General features: G+C 70.7%; 14 protein-coding genes and 1 tRNA gene. 8 read left to right on the top strand and 7 right to left on the bottom strand.

What is annotated here, in order from left to right; translation table 11 throughout:
* Positions 1-22 precede the first annotated feature (22 nt).
* On the top strand, positions 23-1048 hold the full coding sequence (locus ACZ5XS_RS08910) for an ABC transporter substrate-binding protein (RefSeq protein ID WP_468649214.1): 1026 nt from the start codon (positions 23-25) through the stop codon (positions 1046-1048).
* Between the two features lie 62 nt (positions 1049-1110).
* The gene (locus ACZ5XS_RS08915; RefSeq protein ID WP_468649216.1) at positions 1111-2187 is read left to right on the top strand and encodes an NAD(P)-binding domain-containing protein; all 1077 of its coding nucleotides are present in this window, start codon (positions 1111-1113) and stop codon (positions 2185-2187) included.
* Positions 2188-2200: 13 nt separating this feature from the next.
* Here the strand turns inward: ACZ5XS_RS08915 and mltG are convergent, their stop codons facing one another.
* Together mltG and ACZ5XS_RS08925 are read right to left on the bottom strand one after the other, a co-directional pair.
* A complete protein-coding gene (gene mltG / locus ACZ5XS_RS08920; RefSeq protein WP_468649218.1) occupies positions 2201-3043 on the bottom strand; it encodes an endolytic transglycosylase MltG in 843 nt (280 codons plus the stop codon).
* A 43-nt stretch (positions 3044-3086) separates the two neighbouring features.
* Positions 3087-4886, bottom strand: coding sequence for an ABC transporter ATP-binding protein (locus ACZ5XS_RS08925; protein WP_468649220.1), 1800 nt, complete (start codon positions 4884-4886; stop codon positions 3087-3089).
* A 93-nt stretch (positions 4887-4979) separates the two neighbouring features.
* On the opposite strand from ACZ5XS_RS08925, the gene ACZ5XS_RS08930 reads away from it, so the two are divergent.
* On the top strand, positions 4980-5435 hold the full coding sequence (locus ACZ5XS_RS08930) for a MarR family winged helix-turn-helix transcriptional regulator (protein WP_468649222.1): 456 nt from the start codon (positions 4980-4982) through the stop codon (positions 5433-5435).
* A 69-nt stretch (positions 5436-5504) separates the two neighbouring features.
* Here the strand turns inward: ACZ5XS_RS08930 and ACZ5XS_RS08935 are convergent, their stop codons facing one another.
* The 3 genes from ACZ5XS_RS08935 to ACZ5XS_RS08945 form a co-directional block, all read right to left on the bottom strand.
* Positions 5505-6998 (bottom strand): cation:dicarboxylate symporter family transporter, encoded by a 1494-nt coding sequence (locus ACZ5XS_RS08935; protein WP_468649224.1) that lies wholly within the window; start codon positions 6996-6998, stop codon positions 5505-5507.
* Positions 6999-7171: 173 nt separating this feature from the next.
* Positions 7172-8794 (bottom strand): peptide-N4-asparagine amidase, encoded by a 1623-nt coding sequence (locus ACZ5XS_RS08940; RefSeq protein WP_468649226.1) that lies wholly within the window; start codon positions 8792-8794, stop codon positions 7172-7174.
* Positions 8795-8851: 57 nt separating this feature from the next.
* Positions 8852-9604, bottom strand: a complete 753-nt coding sequence (locus ACZ5XS_RS08945) for a L,D-transpeptidase family protein (protein ID WP_468649228.1) — start codon at positions 9602-9604, stop codon at positions 8852-8854.
* 189 nt (positions 9605-9793) lie between these two features.
* Between ACZ5XS_RS08945 and ACZ5XS_RS08950 the strand changes: the two genes are divergently transcribed.
* The 4 genes from ACZ5XS_RS08950 to ACZ5XS_RS08965 all read left to right on the top strand — a co-directional run bounded on the left by ACZ5XS_RS08950 (position 9794) and on the right by ACZ5XS_RS08965 (position 14433).
* A complete protein-coding gene (locus tag ACZ5XS_RS08950) occupies positions 9794-11590 on the top strand; it encodes an ABC transporter ATP-binding protein (protein WP_468649230.1) in 1797 nt (598 codons plus the stop codon).
* Positions 11587-13368: an ABC transporter ATP-binding protein gene (locus ACZ5XS_RS08955; protein WP_468649232.1), complete on the top strand. Its 1782-nt coding sequence runs from the start codon at positions 11587-11589 to the stop codon at positions 13366-13368. The genes ACZ5XS_RS08950 and ACZ5XS_RS08955 overlap by 4 nt, the downstream gene beginning before the upstream one ends.
* Before the next feature lie 288 nt (positions 13369-13656).
* Complete coding sequence (locus tag ACZ5XS_RS08960; RefSeq protein WP_217241939.1) at positions 13657-14127, top strand: DUF5709 domain-containing protein; 471 nt, start codon at positions 13657-13659, stop codon at positions 14125-14127.
* 54 nt (positions 14128-14181) lie between these two features.
* Positions 14182-14433 (top strand): type B 50S ribosomal protein L31, encoded by a 252-nt coding sequence (locus ACZ5XS_RS08965; RefSeq protein WP_468649234.1) that lies wholly within the window; start codon positions 14182-14184, stop codon positions 14431-14433.
* A gap of 53 nt (positions 14434-14486) precedes the next feature.
* Here ACZ5XS_RS08965 and ACZ5XS_RS08970 read toward each other — a convergent pair.
* Both ACZ5XS_RS08970 and ACZ5XS_RS08975 read right to left on the bottom strand, forming a co-directional pair.
* A tRNA-OTHER gene (locus ACZ5XS_RS08970) sits at positions 14487-14604 on the bottom strand.
* Positions 14605-14708: 104 nt separating this feature from the next.
* A complete protein-coding gene (locus tag ACZ5XS_RS08975; RefSeq protein WP_468649236.1) occupies positions 14709-15503 on the bottom strand; it encodes a metal-dependent hydrolase in 795 nt (264 codons plus the stop codon).
* A gap of 145 nt (positions 15504-15648) precedes the next feature.
* Here ACZ5XS_RS08975 and ACZ5XS_RS08980 point away from each other — a divergent pair, with 145 nt between their 5' ends.
* Positions 15649-18162: a DEAD/DEAH box helicase gene (locus ACZ5XS_RS08980; RefSeq protein WP_468649238.1), complete on the top strand. Its 2514-nt coding sequence runs from the start codon at positions 15649-15651 to the stop codon at positions 18160-18162.
* Position 18163 lies beyond the last annotated feature (1 nt).

Here is an 18163-nt window from a genome sequence, read left to right on the forward strand (position 1 = left end):
AGCCAGCCAGAACGGAACCACCATGCGACGACGCCTCACCCCCGCCGCACTGCTCCTCCCCTTCGCCCTGCTGCTCACCGCGTGCGGCGGGAACTCGGCTGCCTCCACGGGTGGCGACACCGACGGCCAGGGCTCCCTGACGCTGGACGTCGGTGACCAGAAGGGCGGTTCGGAGGCCATCCTGCGCGCCGCCGGCGAGCTGAAGAACCTCGACTACAAGATCAAATGGTCCACCTTCACCTCCGGTCCGCCGCTGTTGGAGGCCGTCAACGCGAAGGCCGTCGACATCGGCGGCGTCGGCAACACCCCGCCCGTCTTCGCGGCCGGCGCCGGTTCGAAGATCACGGTCGTGTCCGCCTGGCACGGCACTTCCCAAGGCGATGCCATCCTGGTGCCGAACGGCTCGAAACTGACCAGGCCCGAGGACCTCAGGGGCAGGTCGGTCGCCGTGGCGCAGGGCTCGTCCGCGCACTACCAGCTGGTCGCCTCCCTCGAGGCGGCCGGGCTGAGCGTCGCCGACATCAAGGTCAAGTACCTCCAGCCGGCCGACGCGCTGGCCGCGTTCACGTCCGGCAGCGTCGACGCGTGGGCGGTCTGGGACCCGTACACCTCACAGGTCCTCCAGGCCGGGCAGGGCCGCGTCCTGACGACCGGCGAGGGCGTGACGAACGGGCTGACCTTCCAGGTGGCGGCGCCCGGCGCACTGAAGGACAAGAAGAAGACCGCGGCGATCAAGGACTATCTGGAGCGGCTGCGGAGGGCGACCGCCTGGGTCCACGACCATCAGGAGGAGTGGGCGAAGGTCTGGGCGAAGGACACCGGGCTGCCCTACGAGGTGGCACTGGCCTCGGTGCGGCGCACCAACGCGACGCGGATCTCCGTCGCCGTAGACAAGCCGCTCGTCGCCTCCGAGCAGGAGATCGCCGACGCGTTCACCGAGCTGAGGCTGATCCCGCACAAGGTGGACTTCGGCGCCTTCGTGGACACGCGGTTCAACGGTGACCTGCCGCCGTCGACCACGCCGGCCCGCGCCTCCGGCGGCTCCTGACAGGGCGGGCGGACTACCGGGCCCCCGGGAAGATCCACGACCACCTCACTGTTAGTAGAACCGTGAACAACATGCGCGAGGTCGATGTGGTCGTCATAGGCGCCGGTCAGGCAGGACTGGCCGGCGCCTTTCACCTGCGTCGCACCGGCTTCGAGCCGGACCGCGACTTCGTGGTGCTCGACCACTCCCCCGGGCCCGGCGGCGCCTGGCAGTTCCGGTGGCCCTCACTGACGTACGGCAAGGTGCACGGGATGCACTCCCTGCCCGGCCTGGAACTCACGGACGGCGACCCGGCACGGCCGTCCTCCGAGGTCGTCGCCGAGTACTTCGCCACGTACGAGCGCACCTTCGACCTGCGCGTGCGGCGGCCTGTGGACGTGCGTGCCGTGCGCGAGGGCGCCGGCGGGCGGCTGCTCGTCGAGACGTCTGCCGGGAGCTGGGCGACGCGGGCGCTGATCAACGCGACCGGGACCTGGGACCGGCCGTTCTGGCCGCGCTATGCGGGCCAGGAGACCTTCCGTGGAAGGCAGTTGCACACCGCGCAGTACGCCGGGCCCGAGGAGTTCGCCGGGCAGCGGGTCCTGGTGGTGGGCGGAGGGGCGTCCGGCACCCAGCATCTGCTGGAGATCGCTCCGTACGCGGCCGCCACCACCTGGGTCACCCGGCGGCCGCCCGTCTTCCGCGAGGGCCCCTTCGGAGAGGACGCGGGCCGCGCGGCCGTCGCACTCGTCGAGGAGCGGGTGCGGCAGGGGCTGGCGCCGGGCAGCGTGGTCTCGGTGACCGGGCTGCCGCTCAACGACGCGGTCCGGCAGGGGATCGAGGACGGCGTCCTGGACCGGCTGCCGATGTTCGACCGGATCACACCCGACGGCGTGGAGTGGAACGACGGACGTCACGCGCGCGTCGACGTCATCCTGTGGGCGACCGGTTTCCGGGCCGCCATCGACCATCTGGCGCCGATGAAGCTGCGCGAGCCCGGCGGCGGCATCCGGGTCGACGGCACGCGGGCCGTCACCGATCCGCGGATCCACCTGGTCGGCTACGGCCCGTCGGCGAGCACCATCGGCGCCAACCGGGCGGGCCGTGCGGCCGTACGCGACATCAGGCGGCTGCTCGCTCAGGAGCCGGTCGCCGCGTGAGCGTCCCCCGCGGTCACCGCGTGGACCGCGGGCTCGCCTTCCGGTGGGCGTTGAACTCCGCCACGTTGCGCTGGTGCTCGGCGTAGTCGGCGGTGAAGCGCGTGTCGCCGGGCTTGACCGTGACGAAGTACAGCCAGTCGCCCGGCGTCGGGTTGATCGCGGCGCGCACCGCGTCCACGCCCGGGTTGTCGATGGGGGTCGGAGGCAGGCCCATGCGCTGGTACGAGTTGTAGGGGCTCTCGATCCGCGTGTCGGCGGCGGTGGTCTTCAGCGTGAAGCGGTTCAGCGCGTAGTTGAGGGTGGAGTCCATCTGCAGCGGCATGCCGCGCTCCAGGCGGTTGAAGACGACCCGGGCCACCTTGCCCATGTCCGCCTTGGTGGCCGCCTCGGCCTGGACGATGCTCGCGATGGTGACCGCCTGGTAGACGTTCATCGCGTTGCGCTGCGCGCCCGCCGCGATCGGGGCGCCGTTGAACCTGCGGTTCGCGGTGTCGACCATGAACGTCAAAAGCGCCTCGGGCGTCGCCTTCTCCCGGAGCGGATACGTCGCCGGGAAGAGGTAGCCCTCCGGGTTGCCGTCCGCGTCGGCCGGCAGCTTCAGCTGGGCCTTGGCCAGGGATTTCTTGGCACTGCCGGCAGGCAGGGCGAGGGCCTTGTCGACCGCGTCGTACACCTGGCCGGCCCGCCAGCCCTCCGGGATCACCAGCGTCCTGGGCTTCGGCTCCGCGTCACCGTCCAGGCTCAGCAGCGGCACCGCCACGGCGGTGCCGGCCACGACGGCCCCGGTCGCGATGAGGGCGACCCGGCCCCGGCGCGTCAGTCGAATCGTGCTCCGTGGCGGAGTGTTCATGTGCATGCGGGCACGGTAACCCGCTAAAGCACACAAACACGGCATATCGTCATCTTGTCGGCTCCAGTCGGGCGTCCTGGCGGACCAGCGCCGCATACCGCCCGTCCAGCTCCAACAGCTCCTCGTGCGTGCCCTGTTCGGCGATGCGCCCGGCCTCCAGGACCACGATCTGGTCGGCACCCCGAATGGTGGACAGGCGGTGCGCGATGGTGAGGGTGGTGCGGTTGGCGGAGAGTGCGTCGATGGCCTCCTGGACGGCGTGTTCGGTACCGGTGTCCAGGGCGCTGGTCGCCTCGTCGAGGATCAGCACGGGCGGGTCGCGCAGGATCGTGCGGGCGATCGCCAGGCGCTGCTTCTCGCCGCCGGAGAAGCGGTGACCGCGCTCGCCGACGACCGTCTCGTAGCCGTCGGGCAGGGAGGCGATGTGGTCGTGGATCTGGGCCGCCTTCGCCGCCTGCTCGATCTCCTCGTCGGTGGCGTCCGGCTTGGCGAAGCGCAGGTTGTCGGCGACCGTGGCGTGGAAGAGGTAGGTCTCCTGGGACACGACGCCGACCGCGCGCGCGAGGGTGTCGAAGTCGAGGTCGCGGACGTCGACCCCGTCGAGGGTGAGGCGGCCGCCCGTCACGTCGTACAGCCGCGGCACGAGATAGCCGAGGGTGGACTTTCCGGCGCCGGTCGGTCCGACGACCGCGAGGCTGCCGCCGGCGGGGACGGTGACGTCGATGCCGTCGAGGACGGGGCTCACCTTGCTGTCGTAGCGGAACTCGACGTTCTCGAAGCGCACCTCGCCCTTGACATGGTCCAGGCGGACCGGGTGATCGGGCTCGGTGATGTCGATCGGCAGGTCGAGATACTCGAAGATGCGCTGGAAGAGCGCGAGCGAGGCCTGGATCTGTACGCCGGTCGACAACAGGCTGACCGCCGGGCGGAACAGGCCCTGCTGCAGCGAGACGAAGGCGACGATGGTGCCGATGGAGATCTCGGGGCCGCCCGACTGGAGGGCGAGGCCCGCGGTCCAGTAGATGACGGCGGGCATGGCGGCCATGACGATCGAGATGACGGCCATGCGCCAGCGGCCGGCCATGCTCGACCGCACTTCGAGGTCGACCAGTTGCTCGGACTCCTCGGAGAAGGATTTCGTCAGCGAGTCGGAGCGGCCCATCGTGCGGCCGAGCAGGATGCCGCTGACCGACAGCGACTCGGTGACGCTCGCGGCCATCGCGGCCATCTGCTTCTGGCGTTGGGTGGTGATCCTCTTGCGCTCGTTGCCGACCCGGCGGCTGATCCACACGAAGACCGGCAGCAGCAGCAGGGACACGACCGTCAGGCGCCAGTCGAGGACGACCATCGCGATGATCGTGGCGACCACGCTGGTCAGGTTGGAGACGAGGGAGGTGGCGGTCGAGGTGACCGTGGCCTGCATGCCGCCGATGTCGTTGGCGATGCGGGACTGGACCTCGCCGGTGCGGGTGCGCGTGAAGAAGGCGAGGGACATGCGCTGCAGGCGGCCGTAGACCGCGGTGCGCAGGTCGTGCATGACACGCTGGCCGACCGTCGTGGAGATGAGGGTCTGCAGCACGCCGAAGACGCTGGTGAGGACGGCGCTCAGGATCATGCCGAGCGCCAGCAGGCTCAGCAGTCCGGTGCGGCCCTCGGGGATGGCGACGTCCAGCGTCTCCTTCAGCAGGAACGGGGTCGCCACGGTGACCAGGGACGCGGCGCCGACCAGCAGGCCGACGACGCCGAGCCGGGCGCGGTAGGGCTTGAACAGCTTGAGGATGCGGCGCACCTGGCGGGGTTCGTCGGCCGGGGTGCTGGAAGAGGGGGTCCGGGTGATGTCTTCGCGCATGGCTCCTACGGAGGGTGAGGGGGTCGAGACTGACGGAGTTTAGCTCATTGTTACCTATGCTCACAATGTACATAGTCCTGATATTGTTCCCGTATGACCACCCCCGATCCCGACGGCGTGCTCGCCGAGCAGTTGCTGCGGCTCACCCGTCGTGTGCACCGGATCCAGAAGCGGCACCTGGAGCGGCGCGATCTCGGCGTCACGCCGGCCCAGTCCCGCCTGTTGCGCACTCTCGCGCACTGCGACTCGCCGCCCCGCATGGCCGACCTCGCCGACCGGCTGGAGGTGGTGCCCCGGGCGGTGACGACCCTCGTCGACGGTCTGGAGGCGAGCGGCAAGGTACGACGGGTTCCGGACCCGACCAACCGCCGGGTGATCCGCATCGAGCTCACCGACGACGGGCACAAGGCGCTGCAGGAGCTACGGGGTGCGCGCCGGGCCGCCGCGGAGGAGATCCTGGCACCGCTGAGCGACGAACAACGCGAGGTGCTCGGCGGATTGCTGGTCACGCTGGTGGACGGGGCGCCGGTGCGGGGGCGGAACTGCTGAACCCCACATGGCCGCGGCCGCCGCTCCGTAGTGCTGGAGCGGCGGCCGCGGCCTACGGGCGAGGTTCCCTCAACCGGTTTCGGGGGCCGATTCCTTGGACGACTGCGCGGGTACGCCGGAGAGCGCCTCCTCGGGGGCCGCGTCCTTGCGGGCAGACTCCTTGGCGGCTGCGTTCCCGGTCTCGATCGCGGCCTTCCCGGTGGCGGCCTTCTCGATCGCGGCCTTCCCGGTGGCGGCCGTAGGCGCGCTCTCGTCGTCGTCCGCCGACGGCACGATCTCGCCGTCCAGGACCTTCTTCGCCTTGTCGGCGTCCAGGGCGCCTTCCCAGCGGGAGACGGCGAAGACGGCGACGCAGTTGCCGAGCAGGTTCGTCACGACGCGCATCGAGTCCATGATGCGGTCCACACCGAGCAGCAGGGCGACGGCACCGGCCGGGATGGCCCCCAGCGAGGAGGCCGTCGCGGACAGGGCGAGGAAGGCCGAACCCGGGATGCCTGCCATGCCCTTGCTGGTCAGCATCAGCACGAGAATCACGGTGATCTGCTGACCGAGGCTCAGGTCCACACCGACGGCCTGGGCGATGAACAGTGTGCCGATGGACAGGTAGAGCGAGGCTCCGTCGAGGTTGAAGGAGTAGCCCGTCGGCAGCACCAGGCCGACGGCGTCGTCGCGGGCACCGGCCTTGCGCAGTTTCTGCATCACGCGCGGCATGACGGACTCGGTGGAGGCGGTGCCGAGCGCGAGAAGCATCTCCTCGCGGATGTAGCGGACGAACTTCCAGAGGCTGAGCCCGGTGACGACCTTGAGGGCGACGGCGAGCAGCAGGATGAAGAGCGCGGCGGCCACGTAGCACAGGATGATCAGCTTGGCGTACGTCTCGATCACACCGAGCCCGTACTGGCCGATCAGGACGGCCATCGCACCGAACACCGCGATCGGGGCGAGCCGCATGATGAAGCCGACGACCGCGAAGATGATCTCCTGGGCCTGCTCGATGGCGGGCAGGACCTGCGGCACCCTGGTGTGCCCGAGGTGGAGCAGCGCGGCGCCCACCAGGCAGGCCAGGATGAGTACCTGAAGCAGGGAGTTCTCGGCGAAGGCGCCGACGAAGCTGGTGGGAATGGCGTCGACGACGAACTCGGTCGTCGAGGGCAGCGAGCCGCCGCCCGTCTTCGCGTCCACCGCGGAGGTGTTGAGCGTGGACGGGTCGACGTTCATCCCCGAGCCGGGCTGGACGAGGTTGGCGGCGACGAGGCCGATGATCAGGGCGAGGGTGCTGGCGACCTCGAACCAGATCAGCGCCTTGAGCCCGATCCGGCCGAACGCCTTGAGGTCACCGGCCTTGGCGATGCCGACCACGACCACACAGAACACCAGCGGCGAGATGATCGTCTTGATGAGCCGCGTGAAACCGTCGCCGAGCGGCTGGAGATCCGTGGCCACGTCGGGCCACAGCTTCCCGACGACGATTCCGAGCACGAGCGCGCAGGCGACCTGCGCGAAGAGAGAGGTACGCAATATGCGTGCGACGCGTCGCGGCAGAGACGGGACGGACGGCGGCACGGGCACTCCTTGAGGGGGGACGGTGATCCACAGAAGCGGGGGACGGGAACTTCTGCGATACGGAAAGCGGTTTCCGTGCCGATCACTCTGGAGGCGCCGTTGATCGCTCACAAAACCTCTGTGTTGCAACCGCGTAAATCACGTCTCGTGTGACGCATCGCACACAACTCCCTTCAGCAGTCCCTGTGATCCTCGGTCAACACCCCCTGAACGGTGCTCAGCGAGCGGTCGTAGCACCCGCTCGAACCGCGCATCCGGTAGCGCTCACCCGTCGTGCCGACCGCATGCCGCTGGTCGCGCGGCACGTTCACCGTGTAGGTCGCGTCGCCTGCGTAGGTGTCGTCGAGCCGCGACCACGCGGTGCGCCGACCACCCACCGACTCGTCGACCGCCGCACGGTCACCGAGGGTCAGCACGGTGCGCAGCCGGTCGGCCGCGCCCAGCGTGGTCGTGCCGTCCATCGTGTACGTGCGGCGTGTCTGCGTCGTGCGAGCCGGTCCGTGTCCGTCGACGGTGACCGACTCGTCGTCGGTCCACACGGCGTCCAGCGCGTCCATGGCCTCGCCGTCGGTCCAGCGATGCGTGGAGGTGTTCGCGAGGGAGCGGCTGACGGTGGTCGTCACCCGACCGTGCGAGGTGTCGACGTATCCGGCGACGGTCAGCCGGTGGTCGCCCTCGGTGTCCACCCGGTGCTCCACCCCGGGCGTGTACGTCGAGGAGTCGTCGAGGTCACCGGCCCGGTGCACGGTGAGCTTCCCGGTGACGTGCGTCTTCTTCATGTCCTGCCAGACGAGAACGTTCACGGGCACACTCCAGCCGCTCTGCCCCTCGGGCACGCCGACGACGGAGACCTCCACGCGGTGCCGGCGGCCGTCGTTGAGGAGACCGGCGAAGGGCGTCAGGTCGTATTCGATCGGCTTGATGTCGAAGGCGCGCGGTCCCGGAACGACGTACCAGAGGAAGGGATTGGACCAGCCGCCGGTCCACACGGTCGGGAACGGGGCGGCGATGCCCGCGAGTTGCCCGTCGACCTTGACCTGCACCTCGCGGTAGGGACCACCGTCGGCCCGGCAGGAGTACGGCGCCTCCCCGGGAACCGTCAGGTACCAGTACTCCTCGCAGCCGCCGCCGGATCCGGTGGCGTACACCTCGGCGAGGATGCGTTCGCTGTTGCGCGGGGTGGTGAGGCTGGACCGGTCGTCCAGGGTCAGGACCCGGTCCGGCGTGGCGGCCGGCTTGCCCGCGTAGAACGTCAGCGTGACCTTGACGTCGATGATCCCGGTGTACGTGTCGTCGACGACGTTCCCGATGAGCATCTCGACGGCCTGGCTGCCGCGGAGGGTGTCGCTGTAGCGCGTGACGTCCTTCTCGACGGACCACTCGATGCCGTCGGGCGAGGGCTGGGGCGTGGACGTACGGAAGATCTCGACCCCGCCCAGGTGCAGATAACCCAGCCGGTCGAACTGCCGTCCCTTGACGTTGCCGTCCATGCGCAGCACGACCTTGCTCCAGCTGTCGCCGCAGCCCTTCGGCGGCGTGTACGTGCCCTTGTAGGGGGTGAAGTCGCGGAACCGCGCTTCGGCGACGGTGACCTGGCAGGACCTTCCGGCGGGCTTGGTGACGGGCGGGGCGGCCGTGACGGGGTCGTGCCAGTCGCTGCCGAACTCGGCGGGGACTTCGGCTGACTGGCCTGGGGCGGTACCGGATTCCGCGGCAGGCGCGGGTGTCGCCCCGAGGAGGGTGTTCGCCAGGAGGGTTCCTCCCGCGAGCATGGACATGATGATCCGTCTCTTCATGGCCGGTGTTCTACGGCGAGTCGGCCGTCGCACGCAATGAGGCCTCCCGCATGAGCCCTACGTCTTCAGGCGGGCCCTGTCCCCCATCACCACCACGGGACGCCGATCCGGGTCGAGCGTCCGCAGCAGATACCGCATCGCCGGCTCCGGCAGGCTGACGCACGCCGACGTACCGCTGCCGTGGTCCAGGTGCAGCCAGATCCCGCCACCCTTGGAAGTGCCTTCGGGGCGGGTCGGATCGTTCGGCGGGGTGCCCTTGACGCGGTTGTAGTCGATGGCGATGACGTAGTCGAAGTCGTGCCAGTACGACTTCGGCCACCAGCGCGGGGCCGCGAACGCGCTGGATCGCGTGTACGGGAGCCCGGCCCCCGGGTCCGGCAGCACGCCGCCCGCGTCGCTGAGCGTGAACACACCGACCGGGCTGCGGTCGTCGTCCTCGTGATGGTCGGCGGTCCAGCCCTTCTTGCCGTTGTGCGCCGACCAGCTGCGAGTCCTGTCCCAGGCCGTGCCGTGCTTCTTGTACAGCACGGCCTGGGAGTCCGCGGAGTTCCCGCCTTCGCCGTAGACCGCCACGACCTGGCGGGAGTCGGCGGGGATGCGCCGCTGCAGCCGGTCACCGACATCGGGGATGCGGGTCGTGCGCCTCGGGTCGGCGCCGGCCCGGCGGGTCGGGGCGGCCTTCCCGACGGAGCCCGCGTCCCCTTTGCCGCTCGGCTCGGCGCCGCCACCGCACGCGGACGTGACCGCCAGAAGCAACCCACCGACCGCCGACGCCACCACCGCACGCCCTGCACCGCTGCCCCTGCGCATCGCTCCATGGTCCCACCATCACAGGGAGCCGGGTCTGCGCACCGGCAGCCGGTCCGCACCGGTAGCCGGTTCTGTGCACCGCAGCGAAAAACCGGTTGCCCCCGAGCACGTTGCGACGCGAACCTTTCACGGTTTGCTGCCGCCGTTCGCGGATCCCTCCACCCCCCTGACACGAGCCACTGGGACGTCATGCAGATCCAAGACCTTCCGTATCCCGATCCGGGCGTGCCCGACGCGCGCTCAGGTCCCCGATTCCTGTGGTGGCTCTTCCGGAATCAGCTGGGAGGCCAGTTCAAGTCTCTGGCATGGGGACTGCTGCACTTCCTGTCCGTCTCCGCGCTGCCGTTCTGTGTAGGTCTCGCCGTCCAGGCCGTCGTCGACGACTCCGGTCGGCGACTCGCTCTCGCCGGCGGGCTGCTGGCGCTGTGCTGCGCCGGGCAGGCGATCGGCGACACCTTCCTGCACCGCACCGCCGTCACCAACTGGATCACGGCGGCCGCCCGCGTCCAGCAGCTGCTGGCCCACAAGGCCGCCCAGCTGGGCTCCGCACTGACCCGGCGCGTGGCGGCCGGCGAGGTCGTGGCCGTCTCCACGGGTGACGTCGAGAAGATCGGCTGGTTCGTCGAGGCCTGGTCGCGGTTCACCGCGGCGGCGGTCACCATCGTGCTGGTCTGCGTCGGCCTGGTCGTCTACGAACCCGCGCTCGGCGCAGTCGTCGCCGTGGGCCTGCCGGTGCTGGCGCTGTCGGTGCTGCCGCTGCTGCCCCGAGCGACCCGGCGTGCCGACTTCCAGCGCGAGAAGGCCGGACGGGCCACCGAACTCGCCTCGGACACCGTCGCCGGACTGCGCGTGCTGCGCGGCATCGGTGGCGAGGAACTCTTCCTCGACCGCTACCGCCGTGCCTCCCAGGAAGTCCGCCACGCGGCCGTGCGCAGCGCCCGGATGTGGGCCCTCATCTCCGCGATCCAGGTGCTGCTGCCGGGGCTGCTGATGGTCGCGGTCGTCTGGTACGGCGTCCAGCTGGCCCGGCAGGGCCGCATCGGCGTCGGCGAACTGGTCACCGTCTACAGCTCGGTCATGGTCCTCACCTATCCCCTGCGCCACTTCGAAGAGATCGCGATGGCCTACTCCTTCTCGCGCCCCTCGGCCAAACGGGCCGCGCGTGTGCTGTCGCTGGAGCGCGCGACAGACACCGTCGGGTCGCGGGCCGCCGAGGTGCCCTCCGGCGACCTGTACGACCCGACGACCGGTCTGCTCGCCCCCTCCGGCCGGTTCACCGCAGTGGTCTGCGGCGACCCGGACGCGGCCGGGCGCCTGGCGGAACGGCTGGGCGGCCACCCCTCGGAGGCGGGCGCGTCGGTACTGCTCGGCGGGGTGCCTCTCGACGAGCTCCCGCTCGACTCCGCCCGGACGGCCGTCCTCGTCCAGGACAAGGACCCGGTCCTGCTGTCCGGTGCACTGCGCGAGCTGCTCGACGTGCCCGCGTCGGGTGACGTCGACGCCGCGAAGGCCCTGGCGGCCGCACAGTGCGGGGATGTGCTGACCGCCCTGGTCCAGGGATCGCTCGGCGCCGAGGATCCGATGGACGCCCGCATCACCGAACGCGGACGCTCCCTGTCCGGCGGCCAGCGCCAGCGGCTCGCACTGGCCCGGTCGCTGCTCACCGACCCGGAGGTACTGGTCCTGGACGAGCCGACCTCCGCCGTCGACTCGCACACCGAGGCACGGATCGCGGAGAGCGTGCGCGAGCTCCGGGCGGGGCGCACGACGGTCATGTTCACCTCCTCGCCCCTGCTCCTCGACCGCGCCGACCGGGTCGTCCTGGTGCACGACGGCGAGGTCGTGGCGGTCGGCGTACATCGCGAACTCGTCCACCAGGACCCCCGGTACCGGGCGGTCGTGACCCGCGAGACCGACGAAGAGGCCGCCCTGAACGGCGTACTCGAAGAGCTCGACGAACTGACGGAAATCGAGGAGACAGCATGATCGGCGTGGCGCCACCGGCGTACGACCCGGCGGCCCCGACGACAGCGAACACGCTGCCCGTCGGAGCCTCCGCGACCGTACGCGCCTACGTGGCCGAACTGTTCCGTCGACACCGCCGTGCCTTCCTGCTCCTCGTCACCGTCAACACGGTCGCCGTGCTCGCTTCGATGGTCGGCCCGTGGCTGCTGGGCGGCCTCGTGGAGCGGCTGTCGGACGGCGCGCGTGAACTCCGTCTGGAGCTGACCGCCACACTGTTCGTGGCAGCGCTCGTCGTCCAGGCCGTGTTCGTGCGCGCGGTGCGGCTGCGCGGCGCGATGCTCGGCGAGCGGATGCTGGCCGACCTGCGCGAGGACTTCCTCGTGCGGTCGGTCGGGCTGCCGCCGGGCGTCCTGGAGCGGGCCGGGACCGGCGACCTGCTGTCCCGGATCACGACGGACATCGACCGGCTCGGCAACGCGATGCGCGAGGCCGTGCCCCAGCTCGCGATCGGCGTGGTGTGGACGGCCCTGCTGCTGGGCGGGCTGGTGATCACGGCACCGCCGCTGGCGGCCGCCGTGCTGATCGCCCTTCCGCTGCTGGTCGTCGGCTGCCGCTGGTACTTCCGGCGGGCGCCGTCCGCCTACCGTTCGGAGGCCGCCGGATACGCCACCGTGGCAGCCGCGCTCGCCGAGACCGTGGACGCCGGGCGCACCGTCGAGGCCCACCGGCTCGCCCACCGCCGTATCGAACTGTCCGAGCGCCGGATCAAGGAGTGGACCGCCTGGGAGCGCTACACCCTGTGGCTGCGGTCGGTGCTCTTTCCCGTCATCAACGTCACCCATGTCACCGTGCTCGGCTCGGTCCTGATGCTCGGCGGGGTGTTCGCCCTGCAGGGCTGGATCGACGTCGGTCAGCTGACGACCGGCGCGCTGATCGCGCAGATGCTCGTGGACCCGGTGAACCTCATCCTGCGCTGGTTCGACGAGCTCCAGGTCGCCGAGGTGTCGCTGGCCCGGCTCGTCGGCGTCCGGGACATCGAGCCGGATGCCGGGGATGCCGCGGTGGCCCCCGACGGGCGGAACGTGCACGCGGACCGGGTGCACTTCGGCTACGTCGAGGGCGTGGACGTGCTGCGCAAGGTCTCCCTCGAGGTGGCCCCCGGCACCCGGCTGGCCCTGGTCGGCCCCTCGGGCGCGGGCAAGTCCACCCTGGGCAGGCTGCTCGCCGGGGTCTACGCGCCCCGGGACGGCCGGATCACCCTCGGCGGCGCCGAACTCTCCCGGATGCCCGCGGAACGGGTCCGCGAGCACGTGGCCCTCGTCAACCAGGAACACCACGTCTTCGTGGGGGCCCTGCGCGACAACCTGCTGCTCGCCCGGACCGACGCCGACGACGCCGAGCTGTGGGCGGCGCTCGGTGCGGTCGACGCCGACGGCTGGGCTCGTGCGCTCGACGACGGCCTGGACACCGAGGTCGGTTCGGGCGGCCTGGCGCTCACTCCGGCCCAGGCCCAGCAGATCGCGCTGGCCCGCCTGGTGCTGGCCGACCCGCACACGCTGGTTCTGGACGAGGCGACCTCCCTCCTCGACCCGCGCGCGGCCCGGCACCTGGAGCGCTCCCTCGCCCGTGTCCTGGACGGCCGCACGGTGATCGCCATCGCCCACCGTCTGCACACCGCTCACGACGCGGACGTGATCGCCGTGGTCGAGAACGGCCGCATCAGCGAGCTGGGCAGCCACGACGAGCTGGTGACCGCGGACGGCGCGTACGCGGCGCTGTGGCGGTCCTGGCACGGGTGAGCGGGGGTTCCGCCCGCACCGCGGCCGCGGTGCGGGCGGGCGGGCTGGGCCGGGCACGTCCCCGTGCGGGCTGCGTGGAGGCAGGTCCGAAGTGAGCCGTCCGCGGGCCGTCGTGCCCGTGGCGTTGCGCGGTGCCGAAAAGGGGTGGAAGGCTGGAAACCGGCACCGGCTCGGGGAGCGCTCGCGGTGCACGCGGTTCGCCGACGCACGCCGCGTGCGGCCCGTACGCCCGCGGCCGGTCGCCGGCCGCGGGGAGGACGTGCCCGCCCTCATCACCTGGAGGTACCCGTGAACAGCGACGACGGATGGGGGGACGACGTCTACCAGCCCGACGGGTCCGAGATCCAGGACGACGCGGGACTGCTCGACGCGGAGGACACCCTGGACAACGACGGTGTCGACGACCCCCTCGACCGGGGCTGGTCCCCTCCCGAGCGGCCCTGGGCGGTGGAGCACAGCGGCGTGACGGCCGCCGAGCGCCGGCAGGGCGAGACGCTGGACCAGCGGCTCGCCGAGGAGCTGCCGGAGCCCGCCGTCCCGGAGGACGACGGCATCGGCGACTGCGAGGGCACCGACGGGGAACTCCTCGACAACGAGGTCGGCTCGGCCCGCTCCGGCCGCCTCGTGGCACCCGACGAAGGAGCACACGAGGACGAGGAGAGCGCGCTGGTCGCCACGGACGTCGGCATCGACGGTGCCGCAGCCTCCGCCGAGGAGGCCGCGGTGCACATCGTCGACGAGGAGACCCTGTCCGGCTGATCTCGCCGTCCCCGCGCCCTCGGGCGCCTCACCGACGCCGTAGAAGGAGCATCCATGCAGCAGGACAAGCACCCGGACTACCACGCGGTCGTCTTCCGTGACCGTGCCGCGGGCTACGCCTTCCTGACCAGGTCCACCGCGGCCAGCGACCAGACCATCGAGTGGGACGACGGCGAGACGTACCCGGTGGTGGACGTGGAGATCTCCTCGGAGAGCCACCCCTTCCACACCGGCAAGGCACGGACGGTGGACACCGAGGGCCGCATCGCCCAGTTCGAGCGGCGCTACGGGGGCCCGACGGGCTGACACCGCCCCGGCGGGCCGGTCAGCTCGTGTGCGGACGCGGTGCTGGTCGGCTGCGGTGCCGGCGGGATTCGAACCCGCGGACGGGACGGGCAGGCCCGCCCGGTCCCCGTCACTCGGCGTGAGCGGGGCCTCGCTCACGCCGATCGCGATGGGCCGCTCTGCCACGGCACCGCAGCCTGCGGGAACTGCGCAGTCCCGCTCCGGGCAGGGTAGAGACCGGGCCCGGCGCAGCGCGAGCCGTTCACCCGGAGCGTGGCGCGGGTCGGCCCCGCCCCTCAGATGAAGTTGAGCGCCGCCGCGCAGCCGACTCCCCCGAGCAGCATGAACGCCGGCATCAGCACCTTCAGCTCGACCCAGCTGCCGGCCCTGAACCGCATGAACTTCGGCGGGCCGATCGGGTACCAGCGCTTGCGGCCCAGCGGGATCGGCCACAGGACCGGGCAGCCGGAGACGGTCAGCGCGTCCCCGATGTCGTGCACCAGCGCACCGAGCACGATCGGCAGCCCGAGCCAGAGGTACTCCTGGCCCGGATCGGTGAACAGCCAGTCCGAGCCGTTGCCCGTCTTGTCCAGGATGCCGGCGAGGATCCACGAGCTCGTCGCGGCCAGCAGCCAGACCAGGACGTCGGCGCTGGAACCCCGGGTCGCCCGCCACAGCAGGCCCTCGATGGCCAGCACCATGTGCACGAACAGGAGCGCCAGCACCGCCCAGCGCCCGCCGGTGATCGCCGCCACCGAGGCGCCCGCGCCGATCAGCACGGCCCACAGCCAGGTGTGCGTGAGGGTGCGGTGCCCGCCGGAGCGACGTGGGTCGCCCTGCTTCTTCGTGGCCTTGTAGACGGCGTAGGAGAGCTTGTCGACGATCTCGCACAGGCCACCGGAGATCGGCCCGAAGGCGCGCGAGATGGTGGCGGCCTTGTGGTCGAGGTCCGGGGCGAGCGCGGCGCCGGCGCAGATCAGGGCTCCGACCAGGAGGACCGGCCAGGGCATGGTGTGTCCCGTCGCGGCGGCCGCGGCACCGACGCCGAGCCAGGCCGCGGCGCCCGAGAGTGAGTGTGCTGGTCCCATCATCGCCGCTGCCCGCCCCATTGTTCGTGTGCCGCTGTCCAGTTGACCGGGCGCGCTGACGCTCCGTCGCCGACACAGCGTAGCGTTCGCGATCTTCGTACCCGCATCCGATTCCCCTGTCGGGGAGAAGGGCAGGCAAGATGGGTGGGTGACCCTCATCGATCAGCTGCCGCCGACCGCCGACCCCGACGCCCTCTACGACGCTTTCGAGTCGTGGGCCCAGGAGCGCGGTCTCACGCTCTACCCGCACCAGGAGGAGGCTCTGATCGAAGCGGTCTCCGGTGCCAACGTGATCGTGTCGACGCCCACCGGCTCCGGCAAGAGCATGATCGCGGCGGGCGCCCACTTCGCCGCGCTGGCCCGGGACGAGGTCACCTTCTACACGGCTCCGATCAAGGCGCTCGTCTCGGAGAAGTTCTTCGAGCTGTGCAAGATGTTCGGCACCGAGAACGTCGGCATGCTGACCGGCGACGCGTCCGTCAACGCCGACGCCCCCGTCATCTGCTGCACCGCCGAAGTGCTCGCCTCGATCGCCCTGCGCGACGGAAAGCGCGCGGACGTCGGCCAGGTCGTCATGGACGAGTTCCACTTCTACGCCGAGACGGACCGCGGCTGGGCCTGGCAGATCCCCATCCTGGAGCTTCCGCAGGCGCAGTTCATCCTGATGTCGGCCACCCTCGGCGACGTCGCGATGTTCGAGAAGGACCTCACCCGCCGCACCGGCCGGCCGACGTCGGTCGTCCGCTCCGCCACCCGACCGGTGCCGCTCTCCTACGAATACCGGCTGACTCCGCTCACGGAGACACTGACCGAGCTGCTGGAGACCAGGCAGGCGCCGGTCTACATCGTGCACTTCACCCAGGCGCAGGCCGTGGAGCGGGCGCAGGCCCTGATGAGCATCAACATGTGCACGCGCGAGGAGAAGGACCAGATCACCGAGCTGATCGGCAACTTCCGCTTCACCACGAAGTTCGGCCGCAGCCTCTCCCGCTACGTACGCCACGGCATCGGCGTCCACCACGCGGGCATGCTGCCCAAGTACCGCCGGCTGGTGGAGAAGCTCGCGCAGGCCGGTCTGCTGAAGGTCATCTGCGGCACGGACACGCTCGGCGTGGGCGTCAACGTACCCATCAGGACAGTGCTGTTCACGGCGCTGGCCAAGTACGACGGCACTCGCGTACGCACGCTGCGTGCCCGTGAGTTCCACCAGATCGCCGGCCGTGCCGGGCGCGCGGGGTTCGACACGGCGGGCTACGTCGTCGCGCAGGCTCCCGAGCACGTGGTGGAGAACGAGAAGGCGCTCGCGAAGGCGGGCGACGACCCGAAGAAGCGCCGGAAGGTCGTCCGCAAGAAGGCGCCCGAGGGTTTCGTCGGGTGGACGGACAGCACCTTCGAGAAGCTCATCACCTCCGACCCGGAGCCGCTGGCCTCCCGTTTCCGGGTGACGCACACCATGCTCCTGTCGGTGATCGCCCGGCCCGGCAACGCCTTCGCCGCGATGCGGCACCTCCTGGAGGACAACCACGAGCCGCGCAAGCAGCAGCTGCGGCACATCCGGCGGGCGATCGCCATCTACCGCTCGCTGCTGGACGGCGGCATCGTCGAGAAGCTCGACACGCCGGACGCCGAGGGTCGCATCGTCCGCCTCACGGTCGACCTTCAGCAGGACTTCGCGCTCAACCAGCCGCTGTCCACCTTCGCACTCGCCGCGTTCGAGCTCCTGGACCCCGAGTCGCCGTCCTACGCCCTGGACATGGTGTCCGTGGTGGAGTCCACGCTCGACGACCCGCGGCAGATCCTCGCCGCCCAGCAGAACAAGGCGCGTGGCGAGGCCGTGGCGGCGATGAAGTCGGACGGCGTCGAGTACGAGGAGCGCATGGAGCGACTCCAGGACGTCACCTACCCCAAGCCCCTGGAGGAGTTGCTCTTCCACGCGTACGACACGTACCGCAAGAGCCATCCCTGGGTGGGCGACCATCCGCTGTCCCCGAAGTCCGTCATCCGTGACATGTACGAACGGGCGATGTCCTTCACGGAGTTGGTGTCCCACTACGAGCTGGCCCGCACCGAGGGCATCGTGCTGCGCTACCTCGCGAGCGCCTACAAGGCCCTGGACCACACCGTCCCGGACGACCTGAAGTCCGAGGATCTTCAGGACCTGATCGAGTGGCTCGGCGAGATGGTCCGCCAGGTGGACTCCAGCCTGCTGGACGAGTGGGAGCAGCTCGCGAACCCGGAGGAGATGACCGCCGAGGAGGCCCAGGAGAAGGCCGACCAGGTCAAGCCGGTCACCGCCAACGCCCGCGCCTTCCGCGTCCTGGTCCGCAACGCCATGTTCCGCCGCGTCGAGCTGGCCGCCCTGGACCAGGTGCAGCAGCTCGGCGAGCTGGACGCCGAGACCGGCTGGGACGCCGACGCCTGGGGCGAGGCGATGGACAAGTACTGGGACGAGTACGACGACCTCGGCACCGGTCCCGACGCCCGCGGCCCCAAGCTGTTGATGATCGAGGAGGAGCCGCAGAACGGCCTGTGGCGCGTGCGACAGATCTTCGACGACCCGAACGACGATCATGACTGGGGCATCAGCGCGGAGATCGACCTGGCGGCCTCCGATGCCGAGGGCCGTGCGATCGTCCGCGTCACCGACGTCGGCCAGCTGTGAG

The sequence above is a fragment of the Streptomyces sp. NPDC033131 genome, assembly GCF_055578365.1.

Excerpts from the sequence above, each read along its gene's own strand:
- ACZ5XS_RS08965 (WP_468649234.1), top strand. The coding sequence starts at position 14,182 with ATGCAGCAGGACAAGCACCCGGACTACCACGCGGTCGTCTTCCGTGAC.
- ACZ5XS_RS08955 (WP_468649232.1), top strand. The coding sequence starts at position 11,587 with ATGATCGGCGTGGCGCCACCGGCGTACGACCCGGCGGCCCCGACGACA.
- ACZ5XS_RS08910 (WP_468649214.1), top strand. The coding sequence starts at position 23 with ATGCGACGACGCCTCACCCCCGCCGCACTGCTCCTCCCCTTCGCCCTG.
- ACZ5XS_RS08930 (WP_468649222.1), top strand. The coding sequence starts at position 4,980 with ATGACCACCCCCGATCCCGACGGCGTGCTCGCCGAGCAGTTGCTGCGG.
- ACZ5XS_RS08950 (WP_468649230.1), top strand. The coding sequence starts at position 9,794 with ATGCAGATCCAAGACCTTCCGTATCCCGATCCGGGCGTGCCCGACGCG.
- ACZ5XS_RS08945 (WP_468649228.1), bottom strand. The coding sequence starts at position 9,604 with ATGCGCAGGGGCAGCGGTGCAGGGCGTGCGGTGGTGGCGTCGGCGGTC.
- ACZ5XS_RS08925 (WP_468649220.1), bottom strand. The coding sequence starts at position 4,886 with ATGCGCGAAGACATCACCCGGACCCCCTCTTCCAGCACCCCGGCCGAC.
- ACZ5XS_RS08940 (WP_468649226.1), bottom strand. The coding sequence starts at position 8,794 with ATGAAGAGACGGATCATCATGTCCATGCTCGCGGGAGGAACCCTCCTG.
- mltG (WP_468649218.1), bottom strand. The coding sequence starts at position 3,043 with ATGCACATGAACACTCCGCCACGGAGCACGATTCGACTGACGCGCCGG.
- ACZ5XS_RS08975 (WP_468649236.1), bottom strand. The coding sequence starts at position 15,503 with ATGATGGGACCAGCACACTCACTCTCGGGCGCCGCGGCCTGGCTCGGC.